The organism is Microcystis sp. M_QC_C_20170808_M9Col, assembly GCF_007095495.1.
Taxonomy (GTDB): domain Bacteria; phylum Cyanobacteriota; class Cyanobacteriia; order Cyanobacteriales; family Microcystaceae; genus Microcystis; species Microcystis aeruginosa.
Genome location: NZ_SFBZ01000039.1, coordinates 1 through 12,337 on the forward strand (window position 1 = coordinate 1; position 12,337 = coordinate 12,337).

Sequence of the window (12,337 nt, forward strand, 5' to 3'; positions counted from 1 at the left end):
CATTAAGAAATGTTACAAATTACATGGGTACATTAAGAAAAGTTAAGGGGGTGTATCCATTGATGGATAAGGGTTTTCGGCTGTTATGGTATATATGTATGGGGTAAGTTCAGATATAAGATGAACGTAGGTTGGGTTGAAGCATGAAACCCAACGCCCGCATGGGTTACGCTACCGCTAACCCATCCTACAAATAATTGTGCCTCCCTACTTAACTATCGGTCAAGAATTTTCGATAACCCTTGGGCAAATTGTTCGGCAGTCATGGCCTCAACCTCGGTTGACAGGGACTAAAAGAGAGCCGGTGCTGAGAAGTAACTCCCTGGTTGCCAATCGCTTCTAGGTGTTGAGCAGTGCCATAACCCTTGTGACGAGCGAGTCCATAATCGGGATAGCGTCTGTGCCAACGAGTAATTAAGTCATCGCGCCAGACTTTGGCCACGATACTGGCCGCCGCAATTACCGGCAATTGTTGATCTCCCTGAATTACCGCCTTTTGGGGGATTGACAAATCTTTAATAATGTGCTTGCCATCGATCAAGCAGAGATTGGGGGAAAGGGGTAATTTCCCGATAGCTCTGCTCATTGCCAGTAGGGAGGCCTGAAGAATATTCAAGCGATCGATCTCTTTCACCGTAGCATAACCGATGCGACAAAGAAAATCCCGTTGTATTTGCTGGCTCAATTTTTGCCGTTTTTGGGGGCTAAGTTGCTTACTATCCTTCACCCCCAACTCCCACAGCCGCGCAAAACCAGAGGGGACAGTGACCACTACCGCCGCCACCACGGGGCCAAATAAAGCCCCGCGCCCCACTTCATCGACACCGGCAATTAAGGGTTCTGCGCTCATGACTCATCGGCAGTGGCGGAGGAACGACGACGACGACGACGCAGCACCGCGGTTTCAGCCTCTAGTTGTGGCTCCTCTGTCACCTCGGCGCTCACCGGGGTCTCGACAGGAATGACTTCGCCCAGAAAAACTGGAGTTTCGGGCGTAATCGGTTCGGGCGTAAAAGTCACTGGTGGACTAGCTTCTTGGTTGATTTCCTGACTAACTTCGCTAGTGGTGGAACGACGACGACGGCGCACCAAGGAGCGATTTTCGGCTTCCTCGCTGGTTTCCGTCGCTTCTACCGGGGTGTACTCGACTTCTAGGGTAGGAGTCAAGGATATTTCAGGAGTAACAGGCATTTCTGGGTTTTCCGCTTCTCTTTCCCCTGCCAGTTTCACGGAAACAATCACCGATTTCGGGTCTTTAAACTCCTTATCCACCAGAATCAGGGGAGAAATGCCCATTAAAGAATAAACTTCCTGTTCTACCGGGGTCATTTCCACGGAAACCCGCTCCCGTTCGCTGACGGGGATATTTTTGGCGGCGCTGGCATCTTCTCCCCGTTTCGAGAGACGGGCGGGGCGTTCTCGTTTTTCCTCAAAGCGTTGGGGTTCTGATTCCGGCTCGATTTCGTTGTTAACACCGTTAGTAGAGGCTTTTTCGCTCCGTTCCTCTTTCAGCAATAGTTCCGAGGGACGACGACGACGACGACGGCGAGAATTATTAACCTGTTCTTGATAGTTGGGATGGAAGGAAAGATCTATCTCTTGGGCGTTTTCTTCGGCCTCAAATTCGGAGAAAACTTCTAGATAGGGTTCGGCCGCCGCAACGCTAGGAGCGCTCTTATCGGGTAGAACTTTTGTATTAATCGGAGCAACGACAAAGGTTTCTTTTTCCCCGCGGCTAACGGTGGGGGTTTCTAGGGCGATGGCGTTGCCTTCTCCGGGTAGATGGGCTAAATGACCTAGTCCGCCGCAATGGTTACAGGTTTTGCCGAATAATTCATAAATGTTTTTCCCCTGACGCTTACGAGTTAATTCCACTAACCCCAATTCCGATAATTGGGCAATCTGGGGCCGGGCCTTATCGCTTTTCAGGGCCTTATTAAACAATTCCAGCAGTTTCAACTGGTCGCGACGGGAATCCATATCGATGAAGTCCACCACCACCACACCGCCGATATTTCTCAAGCGCAGTTGTCGGGCGATTTCTGTGGCGGCCTCGCTATTAGTCCAGAGTACGGTTTCCCGGGCCGTGGCCGAACGGGTAAAGGAGCCGGAGTTAACATCAATTACCGTTAAAGCTTCCGTCGGTTCGATGATAATGTAGCCGCCAGAGGGTAAATCAACCCGGGGTTTGAGGGCCTCGCGAATGGCGGCGTTAACCCGGAAATAGTCGAGAATTGGCTGGTTTTCCCGATGGGAGTCGATATAAACCCCTTCGAGGGCTTTGCCGCCGCCCCAGTTCGTCAATTGCTGTTTAACTCGTTTTACCGCCACCGGGTTATCCACAACAATGCGATTGACATCGGCACTGTACATATCCCGCAAAACCCTTTGAATAAAGTCATCATCGCGGTTAAGCAGGGCCGGGGCGCGGCTGCTGACGGCCATCTGTTGGATGCTCTCCCACTGTTTTTGCAGAAATTCCAAATCCTCGATAATCGCTTCTTCCGCTTTGCCTTCGGCCTCGGTGCGTACCAGCAAACCCATCCCCGCCGGTTTGACCAAAATCGCTAAAGCTCGTAAACGGGAGCGCTCGTCTTCACTGCGGATGCGACGGGAAAGATTCACCCCGCGACCATTGGGCATCAATACCAGATAACGACCAGGGAGAGTGACATTTCCCGTTAGTCGCGGTCCTTTATTGCCGGTGGGTTCCTTCATTACCTGTACCAGCACTTTTTGCTGGGGGGCCAGTAATTCCGTGATAGCACCAGCGGTTTTTTTCAGTCTTAAGGGGCCCAGGTCGGTGACATGGATAAAGCCATTGCGTTCCGCATCGCCAATATTGACGAAGGCTGCATCTATCCCGGGGATGACATTTTCTACTAATCCTAGATAGATGTCGCCCACCTGCTGATTACCTGTGGCTACAACTAATTCCTGAATTTGATCTTCCCAAAAAACAGCCGCTATATGGTGTTGTTCGGCTATGATTATTTGTTTTGGCATTCAATTTCCTCAATCTTTCGGTTTCAAAAGCGACGGACCATGGGCTATTTGTCTATGCTTTGAGGCTACTTCTGGAAATCTGGTCTTGTTAAGAAAGTTCTAAGAAGATGAGTCCGCATCGTTAAAGCCTCATCTTGATGTTCATCTGCCTCTCAGACGTGGGAACTGAGTCTTGGTTTCAGTTGTTAAGTCTGTTTGGCAAGTGCCGGCTTGACCCACAATTAGGTAAGCACAGCCAGGAGACGAGATTTTCAATTAATCCCTGAGTCTTGCTCGATAACAGCATTTTTTATCCGTTTCCGCCAGTTCTGTCTATCAGAATCTAGGAAAAAAGGAGTTTTTGAGTTACTCCCCTCGGCAACAGGTTTCTGTGGAAGGGAAAATAGCGCACTTTTCGATTTTCCAAAAACCACGATTCTTTTAAGAAATGCTTTAATCGAGTCTTATAGACGACTATAACTCACTCGGTCACTCTCTGACAAGATGATGATCCCCTGACCAAGATAATCACTCATAATCTAGTATGACCTGCACCCATTTGGGCGGACGAGAAATCGGATTACCGAGGCGATCAAGAACTAATAACGCCACTAAATGTACGGCAAATAAGTATAATAAACTATTGACAAATATGCCCACAACTGCTATCGATTGCACTTGCAGCAGCGTCGGTTTAGCGAGAATCCCTAACTGGGTGAAAATCCAATCAATAAAATTAGTCGCTTGGGTCATCACATATAACCAGAGATTTTCGCCTAAAAGAATTGAAAACAGCCAAAAACGAAAGAATAAACCAAAAGCCCCCAACAGTCCCCCAGTCAAGATAGAAAATTCCCAGCGCGCACCCCGGCGCCAGCATAGCCCCAATTGTAACCCCATCAAGCCGTGGGGAATCAAAAAGACGATACTGCGAGTCGGTCCCATTAACACCGACAAAAGTAAACTGGAAACTAATGCTGTCATCCAAGCACAACGAGCGCCCCAACGTAAATAGGCCAAAGCGATAGGAATCGGGAAGAAAACCCTTAATAACGGTCCGAGGGGAAAATAATAGTCAATTAACCAGATTAAACTGGTAGCACTGGCCAAAAAAGCCGTTTCCACCGTGATCAGGGTAGCGATAGACTTGAGAGGAGATGGTTGGATAGGTTTGGTTGTGGGTTTATCTAGGGGTTTCTCCTCTTCCCCCAGATCTACCCAATTGGTTTCATCTATTGTCTCTTCTGAGGATTGAGCGGGAGAATTAGCGTTAGAATCATTCATTCTATCAGTTATCCGGTGGTCGGGACGGGTTGGCAAGCTATTCTTAGCTTAGACTTGTGACTCCCAGTCAGGCAAGAGGCAAAAAATACTAAGCTGTTGACTATCTAAATGGGAGAGGAGAGTGAGGTGTTAGGGGTAGGGAAATTTACGGAAAATATTCCTATTTTCACTGAAAAAAAACGGCTCTAAATACCTTCTAAATCGGCTCCTAACTCGCGTAAGCGAGATTTTAATTGTTCTATTTGTTGTAAAGCTAAAACCTTCTCTTGACGTTCCTGTTTAGCCACTTCTGCGGGGGTAGGAATTAATTCACCCTCCCTATTGAAATAGCGTAATTGTTGTTGATAAATACCCAGAAATAAGCCTAATAGATCGCTCCATAGCCAACCCCTGTCCGTCGGTTCAATTGCTTGATATTGCCCTTCCATTAGCCGAAATCCTTGTAATTCTAAGGTTTCAGGATCGAACCAAAAATAATCGGGAGTGCGAAAAATATCTTGATAAATTTGTTTTTTCTCGCCGCGATCTATTTTGGCGGTACTAGGAGACAGAATTTCCACGATAACATCGGGATATTTGCCCCCTTCTCCCCAAACTACCCAACTTTTTCGATCTAAGCGTCTTTCTGTTCCCAAAACGACAAAAAAATCTGGTCCGCGAAAATACTCAGATTTTTTCTGATTAGGACTATAATAAATGGTCAAATTAGCGGCGGCAAAATAATCATTACGCTCTTGCCATAACCATTCTAAACACTGAAGTAAAATCAGAATTTGTTGTAAATGAGCGTAGCTTTCCAAGGGGGGTTCCTCACTCCAGATATCCCTGGGGGGAAATTTTACCTCATCCGCACAAAACTCGTTATTGTCGATGATGGGAAAAGTGGTCATCTTTTTTGAGGTTGGGTGTCGGTCATCTCATTATATCAAAAAAGGTGGGCGATAAACCCACCAGAAAAATAATCAAAAAACCTCAACGATAATTAGGACTTTGGATATCTCTAAGACGCGCTTCGGGGCGTTTAAATCTGTCCATTTGTGCCTCAAAGAATTGACGATTTTTGAGTAAATGTTTGGGATTAGGATCGTCGAGGGGATAGAGTAAAGCAGTGCGTAGAGCTTGAATAACTGCCGAAGTCACATTATACATCGAACGCTGGAAACTAATACCCAATTGAATCAAAATATCGTCTTCCCCCCGGCAGTGTTGCTGATAGTAATCGATCAGATATTGGGGTAAAAAATGATACATATCATCCATTAACAACGTGGGAGGAATTCCCGCAGTACCCACGGGGAAAACATCCGCATAAAGAATGCCATAGTGAAAGTCTTTTTGTTGGTAGGGAACCTGTTTTGCTTGGGCATTATAGGACTTTGTACCCCGGAAGGGAGCAGTACGATAAAAGACCGCTTCCACATAGGGGAAAGCCGCTTCATAAAGCCAAGTAAAAGCCTTTGATTTGGGGATAATTTCGTAGCATTGACCATCAATATAAACGTGATGATAAATCGGCCGGCCAGCGATGGCAAAAATGCCATTAACGAGGAAATTCATAGCATCAGGAACACCTTTAAACCCGCCTTCATCGTAGATATCAGACATCTCGAAAAATACCGGGGCCATCACTTCCCAGAATAGTCCTAAATTGGAGTAGTAGGACATCATCCGCACCTGTTCCAAAAACATATCGGGGAACAGGTCATAAAGTTTCATCATCACGGGGTTTTTCTTGAAATAGGCCTTAATAGCGCGGTCGGCATTTTGGCGATATTCTTCTGAATCAAGATAGGCATCAAATAAACCCCAACCCATATCGCGGCCATGCCACAACATAGCTTGCATACAAGCTTCAGCAAATTCCATATTAACGCGATCATGCCAAAGATGATGGATTAATCTGGGCATTTTTCTGGTTTTACCTTTATCCATGAATTCTAACAATTCAGGGTGAGCGGAACCCGTACCGCGCCAGATGCGTAAATCGGCATTATCGCCAGCGTAATGATTTTGTAGGTCTAGGTATTCTTGGGGCAGAAAATATTTAAAAAAGGGCAAAGGATCGAGGAAAACTCGTTCGGCAATATAGAGCAGATCTCGCCAATAAAAATCCATCGGTACGGCATAAGCTTTATAAATGCCGATAATTTGCATCAGGTTTTCGGGAGTATCCGGTAACATGGATCCACCCGCTTCTAAACGGTGGATAATGTCGGCAAATTCGTGAGTAGAAGGGGGAATTTTGGCTTTGATTAATGTCCCAGTCATAGTTTTAGGTAAAGTAATTAGCAGCGGTTACAATAATTCGGAAACAGCGAGGGATAACTAACTATTACTCAAAAATTTACCCCGATTCAACCAGTTGGTTTTTGAGGACTTTTGCGGAGATTTTTTGAAGACAAAACTAGGTTTTGCTTCCCCCGATAAGCTGGCAACCATCGAGTTAGTGGTGGGTTCAATCCAACGGACTAAATAATTGGGTTGAATACCTAAAAAGACGATTAATACCATTAGGACAAAAGCGGGAATAGTTTCCGATTTCAGGACTTTGGGATAGTAGGCAAGTTTATTATCCAATTTACCAAAACAGGTGCGATTAAGCAGGATAACAAAGTAAACCGCCGTTAAACCGGAAGCGATGATACAGAGAACCGTCTGCACGGGAAAACGGGCGAAACTACCCTGAAAAACGATAAATTCCGCCACAAATCCCACTAATCCGGGGATACCAGCACTGGCCATACCGGCGAGAATTAATAGGGCGCTAACCAGGGGTAAACCGCGAATTGGGTTCATTAAACCGTTTAAAACGTCTAAATCTCTGGTTCCAGCTTTGCGTTCGACAATGCCCACCAGATAGAATAAGAGGGCGAGAATGAGACCGTGGCTAATCATCTGCGCGACGGCACCAAGGACGCTTAAACCCGTGCCGGCGGCGGCTGCTACCAGTATATAGCCCATGTGACCGATCGAACTGTAGGCCACCATGCGTTTAATGTCTTTTTGGGCAATAGCGCTCAAGGCCCCGTAAATAACGCTAGTAACGCCGACAATTGCCAGTCCGGGGGCGATTAAAGACCAAGTTTCGGGGAATAATTGCAGGCCAAAGCGAACTAAGCCATAAGTACCGAGTTTAGCGAGGATACCACCTAATAAAATTGCTGTAGCGGGGGAAGCTTCCGTATAGGCATCCGGTAGCCAAGTATGGAGAGGTACGAGGGGTATTTTGATGCCAAATCCCACTAACAGCAGAGTTAAGAGCAGTAACTGGGTTTTTTGGGAGAAATCGGCGGTGGAGAGGGAGGAATAGTCAAAAGTGCCACCATTGAGGAAACCTATGCCTAAAAATGCCGCTAGGACTAATAACCCGGAGACAGCAGTGTAGAGAAGGAATTTAATCGAAGCATAGCCACGTTTTTCGCCTCCCCAGATAGCAATCATCAGATAAAAGGGGATTAATTCTAGTTCATAGAAAACGATGAACAGCAGCAGGTTTTTGGCCATTAATGCCCCAGAAACCCCGGCGTTAATCAGGAGGATGAGGATGTAATAAAGTCGGGGACGCTCTATTTTTTCTTCGCTACTATAGATAGCTATTCCTGTCAAGAAACAGTTTAAAATAATTAACGGTAAGGACAAACCATCGACTCCGAGGTTATAACTTAAACCGATTGGTTTTGCCCATTCGCGGTATTCAGAAAATTGAAAGCCATTACTGGTTAAGTTATATTGGGTCAGCAGATATAAAGACCACAAGAAGACGGCTGCAACAAAAAAGAGGGTAATTTGACGTAATTTTGCTGGGGCGAATTTATCGGGGAAAAGACCGACGATAATTGCTCCAATTATTGGCAACCAAAGCAGGGTACTGAGCATATTGGTATCGATCGAATTTATAATGACTGGGATGAGAAAAGGATTAGCCAACCGACACGATGACTAATCTAGAATTGACTAAATTAAGCTCACTTTGCCGGTATCGAGATCGTAGTAGGCTCCAACAATTTTTAATTGTTTTTTATCTACTAAATCACCCATGACTGGGGATTTGCCCAATTTCTCTACTTGATAGACAACATTGGATTTAATGGCTCGCTCAAGTTTGTTGGAACCGGGTTGTTTTTCGGCCCGATCAACTCCCACCTGTAGGCCATCGATTAAACGACCGATTTGACCGGGGAAACGACCGCCTTCAATGGTGGCTTTTACCGCTCCACAACGAGAATGACCAAGGACAACAATTACCTTGGCTCCTAACACCAACGTGCCGAATTCGAGGCTACCAATTTCTTCGGAAGTGGCTAAATTTCCCGCTACCCGACAAACAAATAGATCTCCTAATCCGCGATCAAAAACAATTTCTGCCGGCACGCGAGAATCGGCACAGCCCAAAATTGCCGCAAAAGGGGCTTGACTTTCGGCCACTTCTGTGAGCCGAGTTTGATCGCGGTTAGGACTTTTTTGTCTTCGTTCCCAGAAACGTTGATTGCCTTCCATGAGCATAGTTAAGGCCTGGTCTGGGTTCAATCCTTGATTTTGAGCCGTTAGCCATGGCTGGGAATTAACAGCGGTTTGGGCGTTAGTTTGGGACAACTGAGAACCCAAAACAGAGGCGGCTAGACCAGTTCCCAAAAAACCACCACCATAACGGATTAATTGGCGACGAGAGGTATTGAACATAGGTAATTGTTTCCATATAATCAGGACAAGTCCTATTGTCGGGGCAAGAGATGCTAAAGAAAAGCCTAAGTTATCAAATCTTTAACTGAAAACTAGAGAAATTTGTGCTAGTAGGGGCCAGCAGATGATAATACCAATCAAAGCCACCCCCAAAATAATCGACAGAAAGTAAAATTGGGTCTGGCCCGAGACGTTATATTTCAAACTCTGACCGCCAAAAACCGTGGCTAATCCCACCAGGTTAACGATACCATCCACCAGAAAGGTATCGATCCAGTTAATAATTTGCGAGATTAGTCCGACGACAAAAACGATGGTGACTTTATACAATTGGGCTGTATAAAGGTCGTTGGCAAAGAAATCTTGAACGGCTTTGGGTTGAAAAACGATCGGTTTGGAGATATTTTCATTCAGGTAAATATAGGCTGCCGGAATTACGCCAGCAGCACTGGAAAGTACCAAGAGAAAAGCCACTCCCAGATTTAAGTTACTTGGTAATAAATGCCATTGCGCCAATAAAATCGGCAGATGAATGGCGAAACCCATGGTCACAGTCATGGGGATAACTAAGGGCCAAAGAGCTTCCGGAGAGCGCAGGGTCATTGGTTTGATTTTACCGCCAAAGAAAACGCAAAATTCTCTAGTGACACTAAAAGCAGTTAAAGCATTGACCAACAATAGCACTAATAACAGTAAACCACTGATTTCTGCGAGGCGATCGCCCATGCGCGCTAATGCCCAAAAACCACCAAAGGGAGGCAGTGCGACTAAACTAGCGGCACCGACGAGATAACAAATACCAGAAACGGGACGACGGGACCATAAACCGCCGTATTGGCTTAAATCTTGGCTGATATTATTCCAAATGATGTTACCCACCACCATGACTAACAGGGACATAGCGATCGCATAAGTAAAGAGTAACACTAAAGCGGTTTCCGTTTGTCCGGTGGCCACAGCGATAAAAATCAGTCCCATGTAGGCACTGACGGAATAGGAAAGGGAGCGCTTGACATCGATCTGTGCGATCGCAATTAACCCCGCACCGATGGCAGTAACAGAGCCAACAATGATCATTACTTGCAAGGTTAAGGGCGATAATTGCAGCACCGGCTCTAATTTCACCAATAACCAAGCGCCAGTGGAAACAACGACGGTATTCCGCAGAATTGTCGCTGGCATCGGTCCTTCCATGGCCTCATCTAGCCATAAATGCAGGGGAAATTGAGCGCATTTGCCCATTGGACCTGCAATCAGGGCTAAACAGAGTAAATTAGCCACATTGGGGTTTAAATCGGCTGTAGCCGCCCATTCTGCCAATTGGTCAAAGTTCCAGGTTCCCGCCAGGGGTAAAAGGGCCACCACTCCCATCAACAGGATTAAATCGCCAATCCGTTTGGTTAGAAAAGCATCCCGCGCCCCCGTCACCACCAGAGATTGATTGAACCAGAAACCAATCAGCAGATAAGTGCCGAGGGTGAGAACTTCTAGCACACAATAGCTGAAAAATAGCGAATTACAGATAACTAGGGCGCACATACCCCCTTCAAAGAGGGCGACGAGAGAATAAAATCTTGCCCAACCCCAATCCATTTCTAGATAGGCGATCGCATATACCTGGGCGGCGAGGTTTAAGCCAGTAATTAGCAGTAAAGCCCCGATATTAACGACCGAAATCTGCACATCTAAAGATATGCTTAAATCTGCGGCATTTAGCCAATTAAATGCTATAGATTGGGGCGGACGACCCCAAACGGCGAGCAAAGCAAAAAGGCTATGCAAAAAAGCCCAGCAGGTCATGATCAAGTTCAGATAACCGGCCGGTCGCGGGCCGGTTTGCCGGATAATACCGGGAGACCAGGGTAGAGCGAGAAGTGCGCCCGCAAAGGCGTAAAGAGGTACCAACCAGATAGTCTGGCTGAAGGACTCGAACATATAAACACCTCAAGAAGAAAAATGATCCTGAATTAAAGTTTAAGGTTTAATGGCTCACTAATAAGCTGTCACCATTTTTTAACGGGGCATGAATGGGGATGGTTTGACTAGCCTCCAGCAGGTATTTTAAAAAAGCATCGGCAATCACGGAAAGTTGTTTTCCGGCCAGGTAACAAACGTACCAATTGCGCTGAATTGGAAACTGTTCCACGTCGAGGATGGCTAATTCTCCGTTTTCCCCTTCCGAGATGAGAGTATGCTTAGATAGTACCGATATTCCCAAACCGCCAGAAATAGCCTGTTTAATCGCCTCGTTACTGCCTAATTCCAAGCGCACCTTTACCTTAATATCGTGGAGATTAAATAATTTTTGTACCGCTTGGCGGGTTCCAGATCCCGATTCGCGCATAATAAAAGGTTGCTGGTTGAGGCACTCAAGGGGGAGATTTTTCTTACCCACCAATGGATGATCTCGTCGCGCCACCACCACTAGGGGATTTTCCAAGAAAGACTGAGAACAAAGTTCCACTTCTTCTGGCGGTTGACTGAGAATATACAGGTCATCCTCGTTGTTTAACATTCGCTCTTGCAGTTTCTGATGATTAGTCACTTGCAGGGCGATGTCAATACCGGGATACTGTTGACAGAATGCCCCTAGTAATCGCGGCACAAAGTATTTAGCGGTAGTAATTACGCCTAAAGTCAGTTTTCCCTGTCTAGTTCCCTTAATATCGGCCACTTTCATCTGAAAGTTGTCCAATTTATTAAAAATCTCTTGACAGGTGAACAGTAATTCCTGACCCGCTTCGGTTAAAAATAAACGTTTGCCAATTTGCTCGAATAGCGGTAAACCCACTGCTTTTGTGAGTTGTTTGACTTGGGTTGAGACGGTGGGTTGAGTGATAAATAACTCCTCGGCCGCCTTAGTAAAGCTACTGTGTCGAGCGGTAGCCTCGAAAACCCTTAACTGGTGCAGGGTTGCCTGTATCAAGTTCTTATCCCCTTCTCAATAACAACTATTTGTCACCATCAATCCTAACGCTTTTATAGATTCTAGTCAATTAACTTTTTGATAAATATAGACTTTAATAGATATAAACGGCACTTAAGACCTTTTGTAGCTATCAGCTTTTTTCTCCTTTCTCCCCCACTCCCCTAGAACTGTTTCATTTAAATTAAGTAGGGTTTGCTGAAAAAGCTTTTCCTGATGGCAGGGTGTGGCCCCCCAACCCTAGGGTTGATTCATTTAAATTAAGTACAGCTGATTTTGAGTCAATAAATTTGACTGAAAATTCTCAAGTTTATCTTTCTCTAACCAAAAGAGTTAGTCACAATAATTAATCTTTAATACCCTGCCAATAAGCCTATCTCTCTTCAAATTTTCTGAGAGTACATCCTGTTAATTTATCTAATTTTTCTGCTTCTTACGTCGATAAAACTATCAGTTTTTCCC

Annotated in this window: 9 protein-coding genes; all 9 read right to left on the reverse strand. The window is 45.6% G+C overall.

Annotation, left to right across the window (positions count from 1 at the left end; translation table 11 throughout):
* Positions 1-262 precede the first annotated feature (262 nt).
* The 9 genes from EWV68_RS02605 to EWV68_RS02645 all read right to left on the reverse strand — a co-directional run bounded on the left by EWV68_RS02605 (position 263) and on the right by EWV68_RS02645 (position 11,875).
* The gene (locus EWV68_RS02605) at positions 263-850 is read right to left on the reverse strand and encodes a ribonuclease HII (protein WP_287168712.1); all 588 of its coding nucleotides are present in this window, start codon (positions 848-850) and stop codon (positions 263-265) included.
* A complete protein-coding gene (rne, locus tag EWV68_RS02610; protein WP_287168714.1) occupies positions 847-3,006 on the reverse strand; it encodes a ribonuclease E in 2,160 nt (719 codons plus the stop codon). Before rne ends, EWV68_RS02605 begins: the two co-directional genes overlap by 4 nt.
* A gap of 507 nt (positions 3,007-3,513) precedes the next feature.
* Entirely contained in the window at positions 3,514-4,269 is a 756-nt protein-coding gene (locus tag EWV68_RS02615; RefSeq protein WP_287168715.1) for a DUF2232 domain-containing protein, read from the reverse strand.
* Between the two features lie 185 nt (positions 4,270-4,454).
* Positions 4,455-5,159, reverse strand: a complete 705-nt coding sequence (locus EWV68_RS02620; RefSeq protein WP_079209639.1) for a Uma2 family endonuclease — start codon at positions 5,157-5,159, stop codon at positions 4,455-4,457.
* Between the two features lie 82 nt (positions 5,160-5,241).
* Positions 5,242-6,537: a CO2 hydration protein gene (locus EWV68_RS02625; protein WP_287168716.1), complete on the reverse strand. Its 1,296-nt coding sequence runs from the start codon at positions 6,535-6,537 to the stop codon at positions 5,242-5,244.
* Between the two features lie 57 nt (positions 6,538-6,594).
* Entirely contained in the window at positions 6,595-8,145 is a 1,551-nt protein-coding gene (locus EWV68_RS02630; RefSeq protein WP_287168717.1) for an NADH-quinone oxidoreductase subunit M, read from the reverse strand.
* A gap of 78 nt (positions 8,146-8,223) precedes the next feature.
* Positions 8,224-8,949, reverse strand: a complete 726-nt coding sequence (locus tag EWV68_RS02635; RefSeq protein ID WP_287168718.1) for a carbonic anhydrase — start codon at positions 8,947-8,949, stop codon at positions 8,224-8,226.
* 81 nt (positions 8,950-9,030) lie between these two features.
* Entirely contained in the window at positions 9,031-10,884 is a 1,854-nt protein-coding gene (locus EWV68_RS02640) for an NAD(P)H-quinone oxidoreductase subunit F (RefSeq protein ID WP_287168719.1), read from the reverse strand.
* A 46-nt stretch (positions 10,885-10,930) separates the two neighbouring features.
* Complete coding sequence (locus EWV68_RS02645) at positions 10,931-11,875, reverse strand: LysR family transcriptional regulator (RefSeq protein ID WP_061433307.1); 945 nt, start codon at positions 11,873-11,875, stop codon at positions 10,931-10,933.
* Between the last annotated feature and the right edge of the window lie 462 nt (positions 11,876-12,337).

Excerpts from the sequence above, each read along its gene's own strand:
- EWV68_RS02615 (WP_287168715.1), bottom strand. The coding sequence starts at position 4,269 with ATGAATGATTCTAACGCTAATTCTCCCGCTCAATCCTCAGAAGAGACA.
- EWV68_RS02640 (WP_287168719.1), bottom strand. The coding sequence starts at position 10,884 with ATGTTCGAGTCCTTCAGCCAGACTATCTGGTTGGTACCTCTTTACGCC.
- EWV68_RS02625 (WP_287168716.1), bottom strand. The coding sequence starts at position 6,537 with ATGACTGGGACATTAATCAAAGCCAAAATTCCCCCTTCTACTCACGAA.
- EWV68_RS02630 (WP_287168717.1), bottom strand. The coding sequence starts at position 8,145 with ATGCTCAGTACCCTGCTTTGGTTGCCAATAATTGGAGCAATTATCGTC.
- EWV68_RS02635 (WP_287168718.1), bottom strand. The coding sequence starts at position 8,949 with ATGTTCAATACCTCTCGTCGCCAATTAATCCGTTATGGTGGTGGTTTT.
- rne (WP_287168714.1), bottom strand. The coding sequence starts at position 3,006 with ATGCCAAAACAAATAATCATAGCCGAACAACACCATATAGCGGCTGTT.
- EWV68_RS02620 (WP_079209639.1), bottom strand. The coding sequence starts at position 5,159 with ATGACCACTTTTCCCATCATCGACAATAACGAGTTTTGTGCGGATGAG.
- EWV68_RS02605 (WP_287168712.1), bottom strand. The coding sequence starts at position 850 with ATGAGCGCAGAACCCTTAATTGCCGGTGTCGATGAAGTGGGGCGCGGG.